The sequence below is a fragment of the Enterobacter sp. 22452 genome (assembly GCF_052045065.1).
GTDB lineage: Bacteria > Pseudomonadota > Gammaproteobacteria > Enterobacterales > Enterobacteriaceae > Enterobacter > Enterobacter mori.
The window spans coordinates 354,549-376,956 of record NZ_JBQEOB010000002.1 but is presented as its reverse complement, the minus strand read 5'-3'; the positions used below and the strand labels follow the sequence as shown (position 1 = coordinate 376,956).

At 55.4% G+C, this 22,408-nt stretch carries 19 protein-coding genes; 11 read left to right on the top strand and 8 right to left on the bottom strand.

The features are described 5' to 3' along the window. Positions 1-5: 5 nt before the first annotated feature. From ACTJJA_RS06980 to ACTJJA_RS06970, 3 genes are read right to left on the bottom strand one after another with little or no spacing between them, the layout of a single operon-like run. Entirely contained in the window at positions 6-1,538 is a 1,533-nt protein-coding gene (locus ACTJJA_RS06980; RefSeq protein ID WP_440667041.1) for an ABC transporter substrate-binding protein, read from the bottom strand. A gap of 15 nt (positions 1,539-1,553) precedes the next feature. Further along, a complete protein-coding gene (gene ddpX, locus ACTJJA_RS06975; RefSeq protein ID WP_440667039.1) occupies positions 1,554-2,129 on the bottom strand; it encodes a D-alanyl-D-alanine dipeptidase in 576 nt (191 codons plus the stop codon). Between the two features lie 12 nt (positions 2,130-2,141). Continuing rightward, entirely contained in the window at positions 2,142-2,996 is an 855-nt protein-coding gene (locus tag ACTJJA_RS06970; RefSeq protein WP_440667037.1) for a MurR/RpiR family transcriptional regulator, read from the bottom strand. Between the two features lie 267 nt (positions 2,997-3,263). On the opposite strand from ACTJJA_RS06970, the gene ACTJJA_RS06965 reads away from it, so the two are divergent. The 8 genes from ACTJJA_RS06965 to ACTJJA_RS06930 all read left to right on the top strand — a co-directional run bounded on the left by ACTJJA_RS06965 (position 3,264) and on the right by ACTJJA_RS06930 (position 14,247). Beyond that, positions 3,264-4,739 (top strand): alpha/beta hydrolase, encoded by a 1,476-nt coding sequence (locus ACTJJA_RS06965; RefSeq protein WP_440667035.1) that lies wholly within the window; start codon positions 3,264-3,266, stop codon positions 4,737-4,739. 88 nt (positions 4,740-4,827) lie between these two features. Next, positions 4,828-6,039 carry a diguanylate phosphodiesterase gene (locus tag ACTJJA_RS06960; RefSeq protein WP_440667717.1) on the top strand — a complete coding sequence of 404 codons (1,212 nt, stop codon included), beginning with the start codon at positions 4,828-4,830 and terminating at the stop codon, positions 6,037-6,039. 100 nt (positions 6,040-6,139) lie between these two features. Continuing rightward, positions 6,140-7,030, top strand: coding sequence for an aminoimidazole riboside kinase (locus tag ACTJJA_RS06955; RefSeq protein ID WP_440667033.1), 891 nt, complete (start codon positions 6,140-6,142; stop codon positions 7,028-7,030). 170 nt (positions 7,031-7,200) lie between these two features. Beyond that, positions 7,201-8,718: a carbohydrate porin gene (locus tag ACTJJA_RS06950; protein ID WP_440667031.1), complete on the top strand. Its 1,518-nt coding sequence runs from the start codon at positions 7,201-7,203 to the stop codon at positions 8,716-8,718. A gap of 67 nt (positions 8,719-8,785) precedes the next feature. Continuing rightward, positions 8,786-10,156: a sucrose-specific PTS transporter subunit IIBC gene (locus ACTJJA_RS06945; RefSeq protein ID WP_010431297.1), complete on the top strand. Its 1,371-nt coding sequence runs from the start codon at positions 8,786-8,788 to the stop codon at positions 10,154-10,156. After that, a complete protein-coding gene (locus ACTJJA_RS06940) occupies positions 10,156-11,562 on the top strand; it encodes a sucrose-6-phosphate hydrolase (protein WP_440667028.1) in 1,407 nt (468 codons plus the stop codon). Before ACTJJA_RS06945 ends, ACTJJA_RS06940 begins: the two co-directional genes overlap by 1 nt. A gap of 28 nt (positions 11,563-11,590) precedes the next feature. Continuing rightward, positions 11,591-12,607, top strand: coding sequence for a LacI family DNA-binding transcriptional regulator (locus ACTJJA_RS06935; protein WP_010431293.1), 1,017 nt, complete (start codon positions 11,591-11,593; stop codon positions 12,605-12,607). An 89-nt stretch (positions 12,608-12,696) separates the two neighbouring features. Next, positions 12,697-14,247 (top strand): methyl-accepting chemotaxis protein, encoded by a 1,551-nt coding sequence (locus tag ACTJJA_RS06930; protein WP_440667026.1) that lies wholly within the window; start codon positions 12,697-12,699, stop codon positions 14,245-14,247. Between the two features lie 88 nt (positions 14,248-14,335). Here the strand turns inward: ACTJJA_RS06930 and ACTJJA_RS06925 are convergent, their stop codons facing one another. Continuing rightward, a complete protein-coding gene (locus ACTJJA_RS06925; RefSeq protein WP_440667024.1) occupies positions 14,336-16,126 on the bottom strand; it encodes a hypothetical protein in 1,791 nt (596 codons plus the stop codon). 351 nt (positions 16,127-16,477) lie between these two features. Continuing rightward, on the bottom strand, positions 16,478-16,837 hold the full coding sequence (locus ACTJJA_RS06920; protein WP_440667022.1) for a LecA/PA-IL family lectin: 360 nt from the start codon (positions 16,835-16,837) through the stop codon (positions 16,478-16,480). A 526-nt stretch (positions 16,838-17,363) separates the two neighbouring features. Between ACTJJA_RS06920 and ACTJJA_RS06915 the strand changes: the two genes are divergently transcribed. Genes ACTJJA_RS06915 through dsbG form a run of 3 tightly spaced genes read left to right on the top strand, consistent with a single transcriptional unit; the run spans position 17,364 to position 19,161 of the window. Continuing rightward, complete coding sequence (locus tag ACTJJA_RS06915; RefSeq protein ID WP_440667021.1) at positions 17,364-17,777, top strand: hypothetical protein; 414 nt, start codon at positions 17,364-17,366, stop codon at positions 17,775-17,777. Between the two features lie 5 nt (positions 17,778-17,782). Beyond that, positions 17,783-18,343, top strand: a complete 561-nt coding sequence (locus ACTJJA_RS06910; RefSeq protein ID WP_440667715.1) for an RNA polymerase sigma factor — start codon at positions 17,783-17,785, stop codon at positions 18,341-18,343. Between the two features lie 41 nt (positions 18,344-18,384). Continuing rightward, a complete protein-coding gene (gene dsbG / locus ACTJJA_RS06905) occupies positions 18,385-19,161 on the top strand; it encodes a thiol:disulfide interchange protein DsbG (RefSeq protein WP_440667019.1) in 777 nt (258 codons plus the stop codon). A 44-nt stretch (positions 19,162-19,205) separates the two neighbouring features. Here dsbG and ACTJJA_RS06900 read toward each other — a convergent pair whose 3' ends face one another. From ACTJJA_RS06900 to ACTJJA_RS06890, 3 genes are all read right to left on the bottom strand, one after another. Continuing rightward, a complete protein-coding gene (locus ACTJJA_RS06900; protein WP_440667018.1) occupies positions 19,206-20,498 on the bottom strand; it encodes a glycoside hydrolase family 10 protein in 1,293 nt (430 codons plus the stop codon). A 7-nt stretch (positions 20,499-20,505) separates the two neighbouring features. After that, positions 20,506-20,793: a VF530 family DNA-binding protein gene (locus tag ACTJJA_RS06895; RefSeq protein ID WP_010431276.1), complete on the bottom strand. Its 288-nt coding sequence runs from the start codon at positions 20,791-20,793 to the stop codon at positions 20,506-20,508. Positions 20,794-20,914: 121 nt separating this feature from the next. Next, a complete protein-coding gene (locus ACTJJA_RS06890) occupies positions 20,915-22,402 on the bottom strand; it encodes a UbiD family decarboxylase (protein WP_440667015.1) in 1,488 nt (495 codons plus the stop codon). Positions 22,403-22,408 lie beyond the last annotated feature (6 nt).

Genomic DNA, 22,408 nt, shown 5'->3' with positions numbered 1-22,408 from the left:
AGCCGCTACTTGCTCATGGTGGCGATGTTGAACACCTGCTCGAGCATCGGATTAAAGGTGAAGCCTTTGACCTCTTTGTTCATCGCCAGCTGGTAGTTTTTCTGGAACAGATAAACGTAGGCCGCCTCGTCAATCACCACTTTTTGCGCCTGTTGGTAGTCTTTGGTGCGCTCGGCCTGGTCAGTGGTCTTCAGCGCCGCCTGAAGCAGGGCATCGACCTCTTTGTTCTCATAGAACGAGCGGTTGCCCGGCAGCCCTTTTTTGTCCGATTCGAACCAGTAGTTCATGAACATATACGGGTCGGCAAAGTCCGGGCTCCAGTTGCCGATGGCGATGTCGTAATCGCCTTTGCCCACGCGGTCGCGCATGGTGGCGTTGGCCAGTTTCTCCAGCTTGACGTTAATCCCGAGCTTGCCGAGGCTCGCCTGGGTGGAGAGGGCGATCGGCTCCCAGTTCGGATCGTTGTCGGAATAGAGGAACGTCAGGCTGGCGGGTTTATCCTTCACTTTTTCCAGCGCCGCTTTGGCTTTGGCCTCGTCAAAGCTGTACTGCATGGCGGTGGCGTCATAGCCCCACATGCCGTCCGGGATCGGCCCGCGCATCTGCTTGCCGTTGCCGCTCAGAATACCTTTCACCATCCCCTGATAGTCCGTCGCCCAGGAGACTGCCCGGCGTAAATCAGCCTGGTTCATCGGCGCTTTGCTGTTGTTCAGATAGAGATAGGTCACGCGCAGAGACGGGTATTCCGCGACGGTCACTTTGCCTTCCTGCTTGAGGGCGGAAAGCTGATCCACTGGCAGAGAGTCGGCGATGTCCAGATCGCCACGGGAAAGCTGCAGGCGGCGCGATGCGCTCTCGCCGATGATCTTCACCGACACGCGCTTAAAGTGCGGCTTGTCGCCCGGCCAGTGTGGGTTCGGTACCAGCACCAGCTGCTGGCCTTTCTGCCAGCTTTTCAGCATAAACGGGCCAGATCCCGCCGTGTTCTGCGCCAGAAAACCGCGTGCATCATCGGCGGAATTGGCTTTTAGCGCAGCCGGGTTAATGATGGAGGCACCGTCGTTCGCCAGCGTATAGAGGAACGGGGCAAACGGCTGGCTAAGGGTAAATTTCACCGTGTGCTCATCAACCGCTTCAATCTTGAGATCTTTCGGGAAGGCTTCCGACGGGCCCTGAGCGATTTTCAGCAGACGTTCGAAGGATAGCTTGACCGCCTCGGCGGTGACCGGCGTACCGTCGGAGAATCTGGCGTTGTCCGTCAGGGTAAATGTCCACTCTTTCTGGTCGTCGGACGCTTTCCAGCCCGTCGACAGATCGCCTTCCACCTCGGTCGTGCCCGGCTTGTATTTCACCAGACGTTGATAGGACGGGTAGGTGACCGTCCAGTCGTTGTTATCAATTGTCACCGCCGGGTCGAGGGTTTGCGGATCGGCCGCCTTGCCAATCACCAGCATATCTTTGGGGACGGCTGCCAGTGCAGCGGTAGAAGTTAACGCCAGCGTAGCGGCGATCAGGGTGGTCAGAAGCGTTCTTTTCATGGCCGGGCTCCAGTATTAACGTGCAGCGTGTGTGGTCGAAAAACAGGGAAATTGATCGTCTAACAGCGGGTAGCCTGCGGCGTTTGGCAGCTCGAAATGCCACCATTCGCTGCTGATGCCCACGAATCCGCCGCCAAACATAATGGCGTTGAGCAGCAGGCGGTTGCGCTGTGCCTGCGGCGGTACGGAAGGGTGATACGGATGCGAGCGGTCGTGCATTTCGTCAAACCCGGCGCCCATATCCAGCACGTGACCCCGCTCATCCATCAAGGTGACGTCGATGGCGGTCCCCCGGCTGTGGTTCGAGCCAATGGCCACATCAACCACATATTCCGGGTTTGGGCAGGCATCCCACAGCTGCGCCTGGGCCTCCTGCGGACGGTAGGCGTCGTAGACCACCAGTTTCAGTCCGGCCAGGGTAGCAATGCCGATCGATTTCGCTAACGCGGTAGCCGCATCGGTATGCAGCAAGCATCGCGCTTCCTGATAAATCGGCCTGCCGGTGATGTTGTTATCGGTGGCGTATTTAAGATCGATATGCAGCGCGGGAAACGTCTTCGCCACATCAACCAGTTGATACTCGTCGGACATTGATCCACTCCTTTAGCGTTCGAATTGACCAAACTCTTGTTGTAGCTGTCGGTTTACCGCGAGGCGTTCCGGCAGCGCTTCACCCAGTGCTTCCACCACGCCCGAGAGCAGCAGGTTGAACAGGCAACTGACGGGGGCAAGTGAATCCCAGAAGTGTCCGGTATCGGTTTTCACCTGCAGTAAATCGATAGGGTAATCCCGCGCCCACGGACACCAGATATCGGTAATGAGCGCCATCGGAATGCCTTTTTCACTCGCGACGCGACAGTACTGACGGGCGATAGCGGAGTAGGCGCGGGTATCGGTCAGCACCACGTAGGGGTTCGCAAATCCGGAGTTCAGGGACTCCACCCAACTGCCGGATAACCCTTCTGAGTAGCTCACGCGCGGGCGCAGATATTCCAGATGGCTGAAGAACGCATTAGCGATCCCGCGCGTCGACTGAATCCCCAGCACAAATACCGCGTCTGCACGGGCAAGCTGATTGACCACTTGCCTGAAGGCCTCGCTTTGCGCCAGCTGGTACACCTGTGTAATCGCGTCGATCTCCAGGGAAAGCGAGTGCTGAACGCGGTCCGACAGCGGTTGCTGCTGCTGCCACGAGTCAAGACGTTCGTTCATGCCCCAGGGTTGATAAGGGTCGCGCAGGCTTTTTTTGGCATCGTCAAGATTGCGGTAGCCCAGCTTGCGCAGGAAGCGCCCGACGGTGATCCCGCTGGTCCCGGTAATCAGCGCCACGCTTTCTGCCGTTTCAAAGGGGATCTGCGCGGCGTGCGCCAGCATCCAGCTTGCCACCCGCTTTTCGCTTGGCGTGAGCTGACTGAAGGTCGCTTCGATACGGCTCAGCACTTCAGGTTGTGTCGTCATACCGCCTCGCTGTTAACTGGCTGTCAATTGCCGTTTTTTTGTTACCTGATTAACAATGCAGGACGCGTGCCATTTTCACAGAGGGGGTAAAACCCGCTATGCAGCAAAGTTAATGCAATATTTGTTTAACCAATGATCAACATTTGTGCAGCGTAGTTCACTTTTGGTGCATTGGTCGAAGCCGAGGAGAATGATTTTGGTGAATACGTCAGTGCCTTCACATTTTTGTTAAGATTGAAGGACACTGAGCTGGAAAGGAAAATCGGCATGGCGAATTGGCCCTGGCGTGTCAGCGTGCGGCTGATTGCGTTCGCAAAGAAAAGTATCCTGGTGTTGGGGATTATCCTGTTTGTACTGCTCGCCGTGCGGGTTTATCTCTCGCAGCAGGGGCCGGAACTGCACCGCTGGCATACCTGGCGCGCGGATGAAATGTCCGTCCAGGAGATGGACAAGGCAAATTTCGCCCAGTACCTGACCCGCGAAAACGCCATTTTCAGCGCGCTGGAAAACGAGGTGACGGCGAAAACGGAAGCAGAAGAGCAGACCCCCCTTAACCGCTACAACCGCCAAAGCCTGGTATGGCCCGGACAATTTTCACCCGATGCCAACCGTTCATTTGTGCTGATGCCAAAAGGCAAACCACGCGGAGCGGTGGTGCTGCTTCACGGGCTGACGGATTCGCCTTACAGCGTAAAACACCTTGCGGTTAACTATCAGCAGCATGGTTTTGTCGCCGTTGTTCCGCGCCTGCCCGGTCATGGCACCGCGCCCGGTGCGTTAACGGATGTCGACTGGGAGATGTGGATGGCGGCGACGCGGCTTGCCGTACGTGAAGCGACGCATCTGGCGGGTGACGCGGTGCCGCTGCATCTGGTGGGGTATTCCAACGGCGGGGCACTGGCCATGAAGTATGCCCTTGATGCGCTCGACGCCCCGACGTTGCGTAAACCTCAGCAGCTGGTTCTGCTGTCACCCATGATTGGCGTCACGGCGTTCGCCCGTTTTGCCGGATTCGCCGGGCTACCCGCGATGTTACCGGCATTCGCCAAAGCAGCGTGGCTCAACATTGCTCCAGAATATAACCCTTACAAATATAATTCGTTTCCGGTGAACGCGGCGCGACAGTCGTGGTTACTGACGCAGGCGTTGCAGCAGCAGCTTAGCCATGATGCCCAGAACCACCGCCTCGACCAGCTTGCGCCGGTGATAGCGTTTCAGTCCATCATGGATTCGACGGTCAGTACCCGGGCAGTGGTGACGGGGCTGTTTGACCAGCTTCCGGCAAACGGCAGTGAACTGGTGGTATTTGATATCAACCAGGCGGCGAGTTTCCGCCCGTTGTTTAAACCCTCTTCATGGACAGCGCTTGCCGATCTCCTGCCTGCGGCAAAAAGGCGTTACAGTGTCACGGTGGTGACCAATAGCAGGGCAGACAGTGATGACACGGTTGCTAAGATTACGCCTGCGGAGAGTACGCGTGAAACTGTAGTTCCGCTCTCCACTTCGTATCCTCAAGAGGTCTATTCGCTCTCGCATGTGGCCATCCCGTTTCCTCCTGAAGATGATCTGTATGGCCGTCATCCGGAGGTCAAAAACCGCTATGGCATCAGCCTGGGGACCATTGCGCTGTGGGGCGAGACATCGGTTCTTAGCGTCGGAAAGGATGCGCTCATGCGGGTCACGTCGAATCCGTTTTACGACTATATGCAGGAGCGGATTAACGGGCGCATCGACGGGAATTAATTGGTTTAATGAATAGATTAGGCCGCAAGGGGGAAGTATGTTAAACAGTAACGTCCAGACGTTTACCTCATATTCGGACCCCGATTCTGTGCTTACTACTCTCATTTATCGAAGCCAGTTGAATTTATCCTGCAGCTCTGCAGAGCTCAGCGCGCTGGTTGAAAAGGCCAGGATCCGTAATACGGGGCAGAATATCACCGGTATTCTTCTCTCGAACGGAAGCGAAATCCTGCAAATTCTCGAAGGAAAGGAAGAGAGCGTGGTGAAGCTCTTCCATAAGATCCGCGAAGATAAACGGCATGCAGACGTGGTGGAGCTCATGCGGGATTACGGTCCGCGCCGACGTTTCGACAACGTCGGTATGCTGCTGTTTGATCTGCAGGTCCAGTCGCAGAAAGAGGTTCTGGAATCGGTTCTGCATTACAGCAAGCTCGAGAGTTATCTGACATCTGACGATCGGGTGTTTAAATTTATCCAGTCGTTTATTACCGGCAATAAATCGACATCGTCTGGCTCACACTACGAACCGGAGAAATGGACGCTTTCCCGCGAGAGCACCTCTTTTAGTCACGCCCTGGGGCCGTTTGCCGATCAGCCCTGCCAGTTTGCCCTTCAGCCGATTGTCGAACCCTCGGAAGGCAAAATTAGCTCTTTTGAAGCGCTGATCCGAGGAAATGACGGCGGAAGCCCGGAGCATTTCTTCAATGCTCTCGACCCGGATAAGATTTACGAGGTCGATCTGCAAACCAAAGCGTATGCCTTTGCGCTGGCCGAAAAGCTGGGGATAGGGAGCCACAAAATTGCAGTGAATCTGCTGCCAATGTCGCTGGTGAATGTGCCTGGCGCGGTTGAGTTTCTGGTCGAACAGATCGGCAGGCACGGTTTACAGCCTGAACAGGTGATCATCGAAGTGACCGAAAACGAGATGATTTCCGGTTTCAATAAGTTTAACAGCGCCATCAAACAGCTGCGTGCAGAAGGGATTGGTCTGGCCATTGACGATTTTGGCTCTGGCTATGCCGGACTTTCTCTGCTGACCCGATTCCAGCCGGATAAAATTAAAATCGACCGGGAGATTGTCAGCAATATTCACCTGAGCGGTCCGAAGCAGGCGATTGTGCGCTCAATCATTAGCTGTTGTACCGACCTTGAAATTACCCTGGTGGCCGAAGGCATCGAGAAGCTCGAAGAGTGGTTCTGGCTTGAGTCTGCTGGAATACGCCGTTTTCAGGGCTTTTTGTTTGCGCGCCCACAGCTGAATGGCGTGTCTGATATTAACTGGCCGCATATGACGCGTTGATCACGCATTCCATACAATTCTTCCTCGACTATTTCCCCCTCATGCCAGGCTGTGCTTAAATAGCTAAAACGGTTTAACATTGTTTAGCAAAGAGGGTGACATGAAAAAGATCTGGGTTCTTGGTGATGCCGTAGTGGATCTCCTGCCAGATGGGGAAGGCAGGTTATTGCAATGCCCTGGCGGCGCACCGGCAAACGTGGCGGTTGGTGTGGCGCGGCTGGGGGGAAACAGCGCGTTTATCGGCAGAGTGGGCGACGATCCTTTTGGCCGCTTTATGTATCAGATATTAGCTGATGAGAAGGTTGAGGTGCGGCAGATGCGCCTTGACCCTGCGCATCGCACCTCTACGGTGGTTGTCGATCTGGATGACCATGGCGAACGCTCGTTTACCTTCATGGTGCGCCCGAGCGCCGATTTGTTTCTGGAACCCGCCGATCTGCCGTCCTTCAGCGCCGGTGAGTGGCTGCACGTCTGCTCCATCGCCTTAAGCGCAGAACCGAGCCGCTCAGCGGCGTTTCAGGCGATGGCCTCCATCAGAGATGCGGGCGGTTACGTCAGTTTCGACCCCAATATTCGCCCGGATCTCTGGGCTGATGAGAACGAACTTCGCCGCTGTCTCGAACTGGCTTTGCAGCACGCAGACGTGGTTAAACTCTCCGTTGAGGAGCTGACGTTTTTAACCCACGACGCTCAGGTTAAACCCGGACTGGAGGCACTCATGCGCCGCTGTCCGGCCCGTCTGGTGCTGGTCACGCTGGGCAAAGAGGGCGTTATTGCCTGGCATGATGGCACCGTGAAACACTATCCGGCAACCTCCGTGGAGTGTGTCGATACGACCGGAGCAGGTGATGCCTTCGTGGCCGGTCTTCTCTACGGACTGGCCGCCGGTCAGGAACTTGTTCCGGTTATCGGACTCGCGCAGCGCTGCGGCGCGTTAGCCACGACGGCGAAAGGCGCAATGACCGCGCTGCCTTACCATCACGAACTGTAATTCCCCCCCATGGCCGCCCGTCGGCGGCCTGAATTGTCGCCTCGATCACACAAACTAAATCGGTTTAGCAAAAAACATTGCCGATCCAAATTTCACGGGTTTAGTATCAGCAACCTAAACCGGTTTAGCAATTTAGCACTTTTAATAAATTCTTTTAGGGATGCGACAAAATGTATAAAAAACGCAGACTTGCCGTGATGATAGGCATGCTGGCCGGCAGTACCTCTGTTTTTGCCCAAACGGATATGACAAGCATCGAAGCGCGCCTTGCCGCGATGGAACAGCGCCTCCAGGCTGCGGAAACCCGCGTACAGGTTGCCGAGAAACGCGCCACGGCGGCGGAGCAAAAAACGCAGCAGCTGGTGGCGGCTCAGCAGCAGGCGCAAACCACCACTCAGGAGGTGGCGCAACGTACCACGGTGCTGGAGAAAAAAGCCGACCAGAGCAGCGGGTTTGAGTTCCACGGCTACGCCCGTTCGGGCCTGCTGATGAACGACGCGGCCTCCAGCAGTAAAAGTGGTCCATACCTGACGCCAGCCGGGGAAACCGGTGGCGCGGTAGGGCGTCTGGGTAACGAAGCAGACACCTATGTTGAGCTGAACGTGGAGCACAAACAGACGCTCGACAGCGGGGCGACCACTCGCTTCAAGGCAATGCTCGCCGATGGCCAGAAGACCTATAACGACTGGTCCGCCGATACCAGCGATCTCAATATTCGTCAGGCCTTTGCCGAACTGGGCAATCTGCCCGATTTTACCGGCGCGCTAAAGGGCAGCACCTTCTGGGCGGGTAAACGATTCGATCGCGATAACTTTGACATTCACTGGCTGGACTCCGACGTGGTGTTTCTCGCCGGGACCGGCGGCGGCGTGTATGACGTGAAATGGAACGAGAACCTGCGCAGCAACTTCTCGATTTATGGCCGCAACTTTGGCAGCGAAGAGGAGATCGACAATAACGTTCAGAACTACATCCTCAGCATGAACCACTTCGCCGGTCCGCTCCAGGTCATGGTCAGCGGCTTACGCGCGAAGGATAATGACGACCGTAAAGACAGCAGCGGCGATCTGATTAAAACCGATGCGGCGAACAACGGCGTGCACGCCCTGGTCGGCCTGCATAACGAGAGTTTCTACGGACTGCGTGAAGGTTCCGCCAAAACGGCGCTGCTCTACGGCCACGGTCTGGGCGCCGAGGTCAAAAGCATCGGTTCGGATGGCGCGTTGCTGTCGGAAGCCGATACCTGGCGCTTTGCAAGTTACGGTGTCACGCCGCTAGGCGGTGGCTGGCATATCGCGCCTGCCGTGCTGGCGCAGAGCAGCAAGGACCGCTACGTGAAAGGCGACAGCTATGAGTGGGTCACCCTGAATACGCGTCTGATCAAAGAGGTCACGCAGAATTTCGCCCTCGCGTTCGAGGGCAGCTATCAGTACATGGACTTAAACCCGGAAGGCTACAAGGATCGCAATGCGGTCAACGGCAGCTTCTACAAGCTGACCTTCGCCCCGACGTTAAAAGCGGGCAAGATTGGCGATTTCTTCAGCCGTCCGGAGCTGCGCCTGTTTGCCACCTGGATGGACTGGAGCAGCAAACTGGATAATTACGCCAGCGATGATGCCTTTGGCAGCAGCGGCTTCAACGCTGGCGGGGAATGGAACTTTGGGGTTCAGATGGAAACCTGGTTTTAACCCATCACGCTCCCGCCTGGCGGGAGCGTTTCGCACATCATAAAAAAGAAGTCAGGCAGAGGTATCTATGGATTTTAATCAAATCGCCCGCGAGCTTATTCCGCTGCTCGGTGGCAAGGAAAACATCGCCAGCGCCGCCCACTGTGCAACGCGTCTTCGTCTGGTGCTGGTCGATGACGCGCTTGCCGATCAGCAGGCTATCGGCAAGGTCGAGGGTGTAAAAGGCTGTTTTCGTAACGCCGGGCAGATGCAGGTAATTTTTGGCACGGGCGTGGTCAACAAGGTTTACGCGGCGTTTATTCAGGCGGCGGGTATCAGTGAGTCCAGCAAGTCGGAAGCGGCGGATATCGCGGCGCGCAAGCTCAACCCGTTCCAGCGCATCGCGCGTCTGCTCTCCAATATTTTCGTGCCGATTATTCCGGCGATTGTGGCCTCGGGTCTGCTGATGGGGCTGCTCGGGATGGTGAAAACCTACGGCTGGGTTAATGCGGACAATGCGCTCTACATCATGCTGGACATGTGCAGCTCGGCGGCGTTTATCATCCTGCCTATCCTGATTGGCTTCACCGCCGCACGCGAATTTGGCGGCAACCCCTATCTGGGGGCCACGCTGGGCGGGATCCTGACGCACCCGGCGTTGACCAACGCCTGGGGCGTGGCATCCGGCTTCCACACCATGAACTTCTTCGGGCTTGAGATCGCCATGATTGGCTATCAGGGCACGGTGTTCCCGGTGCTGCTGGCCGTCTGGTTTATGAGCATCGTCGAAAAAAATCTGCGCCGCGCGATCCCGGACGCGCTGGATCTGATTTTGACGCCTTTCCTGACCGTGGTGATCTCCGGCTTTATTGCGCTGTTGATTATCGGTCCGGCAGGGCGCGCGCTGGGCGACGGCATCTCCTTTATCCTGAGCACGCTCATTGAACACGCGGGCTGGCTGGCCGGGCTGCTGTTTGGTGGGCTTTATTCGGTGATTGTGATCACCGGTATTCACCACAGCTTCCACGCCATCGAGGCCGGGCTGCTGGGTAACCCGTCGATTGGCGTTAACTTCCTGCTGCCAATCTGGGCCATGGCAAACGTGGCGCAGGGCGGTGCCTGTCTGGCGGTGTGGTTCAAGACCAAAGATGCCAAAATCAAAGCCATTACCTTACCCTCGGCGTTTTCTGCGATGCTGGGCATCACCGAAGCGGCCATTTTTGGTATCAACCTGCGCTTTGTTAAACCGTTTATCGCCGCGCTGATCGGCGGCGCGGTGGGCGGTGCCTGGGTGGTGTCGGTCCATGTCTATATGACCGCCGTTGGCCTGACCGCTATTCCGGGAATGGCCATCGTGCAGGCCAGCTCGCTGCTCAACTATATTATCGGCATGGTGATTGCGTTCGGCGTGGCGTTTACCGTCTCGCTGCTGCTGAAATATAAAACGGACTCTGAATAATGACCTTCGCTTCCCGCTGGCCTGCGATATTGCAGGCCGTCATGAAGGGCCAGCCCCGCGCGCTGGCCGACAGCCATTACCCTGCGTGGCACGCCGCGCCGGTAACGGGGCTGATGAACGATCCCAACGGGTTTATCTGGTTTGCCGGGCGCTATCACCTGTTTTATCAGTGGAATCCGCTGGATTGCGATCATCGCTACAAATGCTGGGGACACTGGAGTTCAGCGGATCTGGTGCACTGGCAGCATGAGCCGCTGGCGCTGATGCCGGATGAGGAATATGACCGCAACGGCTGCTACTCCGGCAGCGCCGTGGACAATGGCGGCGAACTGACGCTGTGCTACACCGGCAACGTGAAGTTTGACGACGGAAGCCGCACCGCCTGGCAGTGCCTGGCCGTCGAACAACCGGATGGAAGCTTTAAAAAACGGGGCCCGGTGCTGCCGCTGCCGGACGGTTATACCGGACACGTTCGCGACCCGAAGGTGTGGCAACACGACGGGGAGTGGTACATGGTGCTGGGCGCACAAGATTTGCAAAAACGCGGCAAAGTGCTGCTGTTCACATCCAGTGATTTACAGCGCTGGCAGCCTTGCGGCGAAATTGCCGGTCACGGCGTCAACGGCCTGTCGGACGCGGGCTATATGTGGGAGTGCCCGGACCTGTTCGCGCTCGACGGGACGCACGTGTTGATCTGCTGTCCGCAAGGACTGGCGCGCGAGCCGCATCGCTACCTCAATACTTATCCGGCGACCTGGATGAGCGGGGCGTTTGACTATCAGCGCGCGACGTTTGATCACGGCGAGTTACATGAACTGGACGCCGGGTTCGAGTTCTACGCCCCGCAAACCACGCTGGCGGAAGACGGACGGCGTATCCTCATTGGCTGGATGGGCGTGCCGGACGGGGAAGAGATGCTCCAGCCGACGCGGGCCCATGGCTGGATCCACCAGATGACCTGCCCGCGTGAACTGCGGTATCGCGACGGCAGGCTGTGGCAAACGCCCGTTCGTGAACTGGAAACGCTGCGCGAGACCGAATGCCAGTGGCAGGGTACTGCTCTCGATGCGCCCGTTCTGGATGCGACGAGTCTTGAGTTTGAGCTGGAAACGGCCTGTGTGAATGTTGATTTTGCCGGCGCGATGCGCCTTCGCTGGGATGAGAAGGGGCTGCGTCTTGAACGCGCCAGCCTGAAAAACGGCGAAACCTTGACCCGCTACTGGCAGGGCGACGTTAACCATTTACGCGTTCTGTGCGACCGTTCCAGCGTTGAGATTTTCATCAATCATGGCGAAGGGGTGATGAGCAGCCGCTATTTTCCTGCTCATCCGGCTCAGGTGCGCTTCGAAGGTGCGTCCGACATCACATTACGCTACTGGTCGCTGCGCCGCTGCATGATAGAATAGGGGTTTTGGCAGCCGGATCTAAGTCATTGTGAGAAAAACAAAACGCGTCACAATTAAAGACATCGCGGAGCTGGCGGGGGTTTCAAAAGCCACCGCCAGCCTGGTACTGAACGGACGCAGTAAAGAGCTTCGGGTGGCGGAAGAGACCCGCGATCGCGTTCTGGCGATTGCCAAAGAGCATCACTACCAGCCGAGCATTCACGCCCGTTCGCTGCGTGATAACCGCAGCCACACCATTGGTCTGGTGGTTCCGGAGATCACCAACTACGGTTTTGCCGTCTTTTCTCACGAACTGGAAACACTGTGCCGCGAGGCGGGTGTCCAGCTGCTGATTTCCTGTAGCGATGAGAATCCGGGGCAGGAGACCGTGGTGGTCAATAACATGGTGGCGCGCCAGGTGGACGGTCTGATTGTTGCCTCCAGCATGCTGAATGATGCGGACTACCAGAAACTGAGCGAGCAGCTGCCCGTTGTCCTCTTTGACCGCCATATGAACGACAGCTCTCTGCCGTTGGTCATTACCGATTCGATTACCCCCACGGCGGAACTGGTGGCCGAGATCGCCCGCCAGCATCCTGATGAGTTTTATTTCCTCGGCGGGCAGCCACGGCTTTCCCCGACGCGGGACCGTCTGGAAGGCTTTAAGCAAGGTTTACGTGAGGCCAACGTCGAGCTACGTCCGGAGTGGATCATTCACGGCAACTATCACCCGAGCTCCGGCTACGAGATGTTCGCTGAGCTTTGCGCGCGCTTAGGCCGTCCGCCTAAAGCCCTCTTTACCGCCGCCTGTGGCCTGCTGGAAGGGGTATTACGCTATATGGGCCAGCATAATCTGTTGCAAAGTGATATCAGGTTAGCCAGTTTTGACGATCATTATTTGTATGATTCGCTGACGATACCGGTTGATACTATTCGCCAGGATAACCGCCAGCTGGCGTGGCACTGCTTTGATCTGATTGGTAAATTGATCGACGGTGAGGCGCCGCAACCTGTGCAGCGGAAGCTGGATGCCACCCTTCAGCGGCGCTATAAGTCAGCGGTATAGCCTCGGCCAATACATCAATAACTTTAATTAATTTTAGTTTTGGAATAGCCGATAACCATAAGGAATAATTTTCCTTGAGGTATTGGTTTATGTCGTTGAAGAAGTCGTCCCTGATTGTCCTGTTCTCACTGCTTTTCTTCTTTGTTGTCAGCACTGCTACCAGCGTTGGCCTCATCATTAAAAGTAATAATTCCCTGGATAACGTGAACAAAGAGATCCAGGTTGTGCTCTCCATTATTGACCCAATCAACCATAGCCGTACGCTGCGCGTCAGGGTGATGGAGTATGTGAAGATGGTGGAAGCGGGCAATACTGCCGATGAGGCTGCCAAGCTTTCTGCAGTGAAAGAGGCGCTGACCAAAGCGGACCACGCCTTTGCGGCCTTTATGGCTTCGCCGCGTCTGACGGATGAAGCCCAGCAGGTGACAGCCTATCAGAATGCCTGGCAAAACTACCGCAACCAGGGGCTGGCTCCGCTGATCGAGGCCGCCGAGGCGCACGATGTAGCCAAATTTAACGCGCTGATCCCGGAAGTCTCCCGCCTCGACCGCCAGTACGAGATCGTTCTCGACCAGGTCCTTTCCATTCATCAGAAATATGCCAAAAGTCTTAACGAGGATGCGAGCAGCAACTTTGTTTCTGGCCTGGTGATGATTGCCGTTATCGCCTGCCTGTTTGTGCTGGTGATTTTCGCCGTCAGCCTGCTGATGAAGCGCTTTGTCTTCGCGCCGGTTAACCTGGCCCGTGAACACTGCAGCCAGATTGCGGCGGGCAAGCTGGACATACCGGTGCCCGTGAAGGGCAGCGCCGGGAATGAAATCGATCACCTGATGGGTTCGATGGAGCAGATGCGTCAGGCGTTGCTCGCCACTATCGCCCAGGTGCGCGACGCGAGCCATACCGTCACGCATGCGGCACAAGAGATCGCCTCCGGAAATATCGACCTGGCTTCACGCACCGAACAACAAGCTTCTGCACTGACCCAGACCGCAGCCAGTATGGAAGAGCTGAGCGCGACGGTGGCGAACAATACCGATAATGTATTCCAGGCCGGGAAGCTGGTGCAGGATGCGGTGAAAAATGCCCATACCGGAGAAGCGGTGACCCGCGAAGTGATCGAAACGATGAACACCATTGCGGCGAACTCGAAGCGCATCGAGGATATTACCAGCGTCATTAACAGCATCGCCTTCCAGACCAACATTCTGGCACTCAACGCGGCGGTTGAAGCCGCGCGCGCGGGCACGCAAGGCCGCGGCTTTGCGGTTGTTGCCAGCGAAGTGCGAACACTCGCGCAGAAAAGCGCGGTGGCGGCGAAGGACATTGAAAGTCTTATCGCGCAGTCTGTTTCCAGCGTGAAAAACGGGGCGCAGTTGGTTAACCGCTCGGGAGACGTTATTGAATCAATTATTTCTTCGGTGAATAAAGTGAATACGCTGATGGAACAGATTTCCGTTGCTTCGGAAGAGCAGAGTCGGGGAATTGGGCAAGTTGGCCAGGCCGTTACGGAGATGGATGGCGTGACCCAGCAGAACGCGGCGCTGGTGCAGCAGTCCGCGGCGGCAGCCGCCTCGCTGGAAGAGCAGGCGCAGCAGCTTTCACGGAGTATTTCGAGTTTTAGATTGCCAACAATGGCGTGATTGAAAGGTGGAGGTTCCCACGGAGCCTCATTTAAATAATAAACCGGTGAAACACAAACAACCATTTCACCGGTTTTTTGGAGCAAACTTATTTCAGTTTAATTTTGGGGAAATGGTTGGATGACAGATCGCCATATGAACCCGACATCGGGCCCCCGTCGTAAATCAATTCCAGCTTGCTGTTATCCTGAACCGAACCGCGGGCAATAAAACGGCGGCAGGAGGTATTGTTCTCTTTCTGCCCCCCGCACAGGTAGACATTTCCCGCTGAGTCGAAGGCAATGCCGATGTATTTGCTGGCTCCGGGCAGCTCAAGTTGAGGGAATTGTTGAACGAACCGGGCCTGCCATTCTGTTGTGGAAGAGGTATCATCCACTACCCATAAATTGCCCGTCAGGCCGATAAGCCAGGCGCGATTGTTACCATCGAAAGCAATATCCGCCACAAACTGGTTATCACTTCTGCCGAAAGGAATCTGGCTTTCTCCTGGCGCGGGAACAATCCTGAGCGAACTCTTCGGCGGATTAGGGTTTGCTGGATCATGCTTGAAATAATTCACCACATATTTTGCTGCATGGAAGAAGAAGCCGGTGCCATCCTGACGGAAGGCAAAACTGTCGATGGAGGTCCTGCCACCTGAAAGGGTGTTGGACTTCACGAAATGTTGACCTGCCGGGCCCATCCATACGTCGCTGATATGCTGAACAATATAGTGCGTACCGTCGGGCGCAACGGCGTTACTTTGACCCGCATAGTTATGCGCATCGTTAATTTTTGCTTTACGCTCACCGGTTTTCGCATCGTGAGAGTAGAGATCGCCATTATCGTCTTTGTTGCCTTTCCACCAGGTCCGATCCTGTAGCACGATGGCATACAGTTCATCTTTTTGCGGCGGTGGTGGCGGAACCTGGTCTTCCTGAGGTGCAGGTTTAGGCTCGGGTTGTGTAGGTGTCGGGGCTTCCTCAGGCTCCGGAGTCGGTTCAGGCTTTGGGACGACCACCTCCTTGCGCGTATCCGTAGCGGTTTCAGGATGATCATGACATTTACAACCATTTTGTTTCCCACCGTCCTTTCCGCAGACATCGACCAGCTTATCCAGTACTCCCGCCAGGGTGTTAACTGCCTTGATGATCTCTCCGGCATGATCGCAGATATTGCTGGACGATCCTGATGGGGCGACGCCCTCCAGCTTATCGGCCTCACCTTTTTTATCGGCGATGCTCTCTTTCTGTGGAACCCGGCTGGCACAGATCGTTTGCTTGAGTACAGCGGCAAAATCCGGCACGCCTTTGGTGTAGATATAGTGTTCACCACCGGTACGAAGCGCCAGGCGTTTATACTCTTTTTCCATTGCGGCTTCATCGGCCGGTGTTGGGTAGGGCGTCGTTTTGTATGGGGTTCCAAGGTACGAGTGAACCTTTACGCCGTTACGCAGGGCGCTTTCGATGGCTTTGTCACAGGCCTGGATTTTGCTCTGATCAAGCGTCATTTCGCCCCCTTCGAGGCTTTCGTCTCCCAGCACAAACAGATTACGCTCTGCCCCTGAGCGCCAGTCGTAATGGGTACTGATATCTTCAACTGCGCGGGCAACATCTTCCTGCGCGCCAGCGTTGGCTACACTGTCTCTCACCCGACCTCTCAGGGTGCTTTCATTCACGCCTTTCTCGCTCAGGTATTGGCGAACGGTTTGATTGAATTCACTGTTGGCAAACGTACCTTCAATCCCTAAAAACTTTACGCGCAAGTCGGAGGGGCAGGATTGTTTTGCTTCATCAACGGCAGCACTGAGCGCACGGCTAAGCGCTTCCGCTTCATCTTCCATAGAAAGGCTGGTATCGATAACGATTACCAGATCAACTGGTTTCAGGTCTTGGGACATCACTGATACTCCTTTTGATATAATAACGGATGTGTCGCGATTCAATTTTGACGATGTTTCGCTGATAGCCGATGTAACCGAAGGCATACCAGCATTGCGGGAAATAAGAAGAATATTAATCCTACCAGGAATGCGTCATCCCCATGAAAATGCAGTAAGGAATTGACAATTACTCCTGCAGCTACCCCAACCATGAGTAAAAATATGAACACCCAAACCGTGTGGTACCAGAAAAGATAATCTGTCAGTCTGCCTATCATTACTGGACTGCTCCTGTTTAATGAATATATTTTGCGGCGGGAAATAACTTACCCACGAGCATAAAAAGGTAAGTTATTTCCTTAGGTGGGGCTATTTGTACACTTTGGCACTAAAGCTTCCTGAGTTGTCCTTATACCCAACATCAGTATCCGCGACATACAGGTATAAAACGCCACTTTCCGGAGCGGACCATTTATATTCACCACTCCCGATACTATGTCCCTTGCCGGATTCACCGAACCTTGCTTTTAGTACGGTGTCAGAGTTAGTGGCAAGTCCTTCTTTTACACGGCCGAAAGGGGAAGCCAGTGCAAATTCCTCTTTGCCATATCGAATCCAGCCTGAAGCGATAATTGTGATTTCGTCACCTTTATTCAGTTCAATACCTGTATTCACACCCGTAGAAACATTAGCCGGGATCTCACCAGACCATGCTGGGGTATAACTCATAAATTACTCCTCAATTTATCGATTAAGACATTTTATGCGTAGAAATAATGTCATCACAAACAGTGTGGCAAAAATCTAATTCAAAGGCGTTTGCTTTGACGCTTTGAATAATAGTCATGCGTTCAGTGATTACAAACCTTTAAATAAAATAAGTTAATTTAGCCTCACTACAGCACATTGTTTTTTAACAATAAAAAATGCAGTTTATAGGAATAGTCTCATGTGCCAAGTAAAGTATTTTACAAGCGTTAATATAATATTGTGGTGAATAATTAAACTGGTCAGGCCAATTGTCACTGCAGGCTTTGTACTCAATGTTGAAATTCATGGAACCTGGGAATGTTAATTTTCTCTACGAAATGTGATGAATATCGCTATATTAAAAATCAGCAGCGTGCGCGTTATCTTCTACAAGGCATAAGCCCTATTTGAAAAGTGGTCTTTGAAGTTTTTAGCAATATTTTTCTTCCTGAATCGTCTACCTCATTACCAGCCATAATCAGTTACTGTAAACGAGGTAAACACCATGAGAGATTTTGAACTGCACGGCAGAGGTCACGGACGCGGATTCGGTCGCCACCGTATGGGTAAGGGCTTGATCATCGGCGCGGTGATTTTCATCGTGCTCGGCCTGCTGGTGATGACCCTGTGGAACGCATTACTTCCCGCCATCCTCGGCGTGAAAGCCATCGGCTTCTGGCAGGCGCTGGGCGTTCTGCTATTGAGCCGCATTCTGTTCGGCGGGTTGGGCGTCAGGCCTGGCATGTTCGGCGCACACCGCCGGATGCACGAGCGCTGGATGAACATGACGCCCGAACAGCGTGAAGCCTTTATTCAGCAGCGCCGCGCTGGGTTTGGACGCCACGGCCATTGTGGCTGGCACGACCATCGTGATGAAAAGCGCGATGACAATGCGGCGAAAACACCGGAAGCAGAGTGAACGATATGAAAGCCGGTGAGGCAGGTGAATCATTACTGGTCTCGGCGCTGAATGCCTGCCGCGCCCGCCTGAAGGCATTTATTCGCGGGCGGACGGCGGTTCGCGATGATGCCGACGATATCCTGCAGGAAGTGACGTATCAGCTGATGAAAGTGGAACAGCCGGTGGAGAACGTCGCCGCCTGGCTGTTTCGTGCGGCACGCAATGAGATGACCGACCGGGCGCGGAAAAAGCGCGAGGTTTCGCTCGCTGGCGACTTTACCGCTGACGACGACGAGGATTTCCCCGAAGAGGAGTTAGCAGAAACGTTATTCGGCGTGCCGCAAACGCCGGAGGAGGAGTATCTTAAATCGCTGCTGTGGGAAGAACTCGAACAAGCCCTGTTGGAACTGCCGCCGTCGCAGCGGGAGGTATTCGAAAAAACGGAATTTCAGGGGTACAGCATGAAAGCGCTGGCGGATGAAACGGGGGACACGGTGCAGGCGTTGTTATCCCGCAAGCACAAGGCCGTGCGATTTCTGCGTAGTCGCCTGCAGGATATCTATGAAGCGTTGACAGGGGATTGAAGTTCGACCACTCTGAAAAACAATATGTTAGAGGGATCGTTATGCTTCAGCTGCCTGCAAAGAAAAAAGTGTTGTTACTTGCTGCTCTCATGGTTTCAGGAGGACTCAAAGCGGAAGAGACGCTGCCTGATGCCGTGAAGAACTTCAGTGAACAACAGGATATCAAGATCCTCAAGAAGATTGACGCCCCAGGCGGTGCACCTGCCTGGCTGGGACAATACCAGGACATGGGCGTCACCCTTTTTTTAACCCCTGACGGAAAGCACGTGGTTTCGGGGTATCTGTATGATGAAAAGGGGAACAATCTCAGTGAGGCCTATTTCCAGAAAGAGATCTACGCGCCGATGGGGCGTGAAATGTGGAAAAAGCTCAATTCAGCACATCCGCTGAAAGAGGGGGCTGACGCTGCGCCGCGTAAAGTCTTTGTCTTTGCCGATCCGTTCTGCCCGTACTGCAAAGCCTTCTGGGCCGAAGCGCAACCGTGGGTGAAGGCGGGCAAAGTCCAGTTGAACACACTGCTGGTTGCGTTTCTCAACCCCAACAGCGGGCGTAACGCCTCAGCCATTCTGAATGCCAAAGATCCGGTCTCGGCCTGGAAAGAGTACGAGCTTTCCGGTGGGAAAAAATTGCCTAAACCAGACGCTGCGGCGACGCGTGAAACCGTCGAGATCCTGCAGAAGCATCAGGCATTAATGGACAGTCTGGGGGGGAATGCCACTCCGGCGATTTATTATCTGAATGAAGAGAACGAACTTCAGCAGGTAATGGGACTGCCGAACGAGAAACAGCTGGTAGAGATGTTCGGGCCGAAACCCTGATCGGCGCGGGCAGAAACGGCCTGTTCCTGCCCGCGTTTTCCCTCTCAGCTACCCCAGCGCCCACGGAGATAGCTTACCGCGTCCTGTGTTTGCGGCTGGTTGAGATAGTCTTCACGGAACAGGATGGTGCCATTCACGTTGGGCAGTGAATCGTTCAAATCGAGCTGTTTCTTCAGCTCAGGCACGCCGCCGTTAACCGTCCAGTCGGGCTCATTTTTAGAGGGTGCGCCCACTTTGTAAAACGCGATGCCGATGTAAAGGCGGGTATGGGTCGGTTTCACCACGTCAGCCCACCATTTGGTCAGAACATCATAGCGCGCGGCGTCGCGGGCGAAAGGCCAGTAGATCTGCGGTGCGATATAATCCAGCAACCCCTGTTGAACCCATTTGCGGGTGTCGGCGTAGGATTCATCATACGCGGCAGCACCGCGCGTGTCAGAGCCTGCCGGGTCAAAGGAGCGGTTGCGCCAGACACCCGCCGGGCTTACACCAAACTCAACGTTGGGTTTTGCCTGTTTAATCGCACGGGAGACCTGCACGATCAATTCTTGCGTATTATGACGTCGCCAGTCTGCTTTTGAGGCAAATCCCTCGCCATATCGCCTGTAGGTATAGGCATCATTCAGGGTCGACCCGGGCGTTTCTGTGTAGAAATAGTCGTCGAATTGCACGCCGTCTATCGCATATTGCCTCACTACCTCGGTCACAACCTGGGTTATCCAGTCACGCACCTCCGGGATACCCGGATCGAGGACGAAACGATCGCCTGAGGTACGGATCCATTCTGGGTGCTGTACGTAAACGCTGGAAGGGTGCAGTGACGATGTCCGGTTTAACGCGGCAATGGTCGAAGGTTTGGTGTTCGTGGATACGCGGTATGGATTGAACCAGGCGTGGACTTTCATGCCGCGCTTGTGGGCCTCATCCAGCATAAACTGGAGCGGATCGTAGCCCGGATATTCTCCAATGGTTCCCGTCAGGGTATCCGACCAGGGCAGGATTTTAGATGACCACAGCGCCGTGCTGTCCGGCTTCACCTGGAAAAATACGGTGTTGATCCCGAGGCTTTTCAGCTTATCGAGTTTGTCCGTCAGCGCCTGCTTTTGCATCGCGATACGCTGGTCAGCGCTGCGGCCATTCACCGACGCCAACGGCGGCCAGTCGAGACGAGAGACGGTCGCCAGCCAGATCCCGCGCATCGGCGCGTTTGCCTGCTGCGTCGGTTTGTTCACGGTCGGGAGAGGGGTAACCAGTGATTTGGGTGGTGTTGAGGAGCAACTCACAAGTAAAAGCGCGCAGGCAGCCAGCGCACCAATCCGTTTTACGTGTCGCGTCATTTGCGTTTTAGCTCTTGATAATCCGACTGTTAGCCCAGGGATTAAAGGCGGGCTCCGCCTGTTCTGTGCTTACCTCATCGTTGAGGGAGTCCAGATACAGGGCTTCGACTTCCGCGCGCGCCCACGGGGTGCGGCGCAGAAATTTCAGGCTCGATTTAACGCTGGGATCTTTTCTGAAACAGTTAATTTTGATTCGGTCGCCCAACTCGCTCCAGCCATATTTCGCCACCAGGGCGTTGACCATCATCTCCAGCGTTACGCCATGTAAAGGATCGTTAGAAATGTGTGCAGTCATAGGCGTCCGGATATCTCAATGTTTATGGGGGAAGGGGTTCCGGTGAAAGGGTACAAGAAAGCAGGGGAAGCGGCAATTTAAGCGTGAGGTTCTTCACCCCTGAGGGGTGAAGAAAAAGCGTTTATTTTTTATCTTTAAACAGCTCCGGCGCCCACGGACGCGGATCCACCTCCATAAACGGCGCGCGCTCGAAGCGGTCCTTCAGCGCCCACGGCACCGTGCAGTCGAAGATTGTCTTGCAGGAAATGCCGTTTCCGCGAATTGAGTTGCTGTAGTCCGGCGACTGCGACGGATCCAGCTGATGGCCGCGGATCCCCGGTATATTCGTGATGCTGACATCTCCCTGCATGCGGGTGGTCATCGCCCACAGGATGTCGTCGCTGTCGAAAATATCCACGTCTTCGTCGACAAGAATAATGTTTTTCAGCTCCGAATAGGTGGCTAAGGCTATGAGCGCCGCCTGGCCCTGTCGTCCTTCGTCTGACGGCTGGCGTTTTTTCACCTGCAATATCCCAAGGAACTTACCGCCGCCTGCGGTATGCGCATAGACGTTTTGCAGGAAGCCCGGAATCGCCTCCTCAACGGCATTGCGGATGCTGGCCTCCGTCGGCAAACCGGCCAGCGTGGTATGTTCTTCTCCTGGTCCCACCAGCGTTTGCAGGATTGCGTGATGACGCATGGTCACCGCTTTCACTTTGATCACCGGCAGGGAGGGGTTCGCCTCACCGCAGTAGCCTGGGAACTCCGGCATCGCGTGGCCGGTATTGGTGTGCTGATCTTCCCTTACGCGCACGCCCGGAAGCAGTTCGCCTTCGATGATGATTTCCGCACGCGCAATGGCTTTCTCTTTCACTGCCACGCCCTGCACCAGTTCAACCGGCTGCTGGCGCAGCGCCCCTGCGACGCCCAGTTCGTTGTAGCCAAACGGCGTGGTGGGGGCCTCGAAGCACGCGCCGATATAGATGGCGGGATCGAGCCCCATGTTGATCGTCACCGGCAGCGGTTTTCCGGCACCTTCCGCCTTTTTACGGAAGACTTCGATATGCCGACCGGCGGCGAGGAACATGGAAAGCTCGTCGCGCTCCTGGACACAGAGACGGTGGATGGTGACATCCGTGAGCGAGCTATCTTCAGGATCGCTTGCCAGCACCAGCCCCAGACAGAAGAACGGGCCCGCATCGATTGGCGTGTTTGTCGGTGCCGGAAGCAGTTTGCGCAGGTCGAAATCAGGGTCGTCTGCGTAGAAGACCTGCTCCTGACAGGGCGCCTGCGAGGCCGGGACGACAACGGGTGCCACCGGCTTTTTCACCGCCTGCCCGACGTGTTTTGCCAGTTCAGAAGGCTCGCAGCCCAGAAGGAGCGCCGCGCGATCGCGGCTGGCGTGCATGCCCACCAGAATGCGGGAGCCCGGATAGCCCTTCACGCTGTTGAACATCATGGCCGGGCCCGTACGGGTCGGACGTTTTACCGTACCGCCCGCGCCGATATGACGATAGACCCCCGCCAGCTCCGCGTTGGGATCGACCGGATAATCGGTTTCAATATAGTGCCCTTCGTGGCGCTGAAGCAGGGCGATGGCGCTGCGGAGATCGTTGATCGGGTTTTCCATATTTTC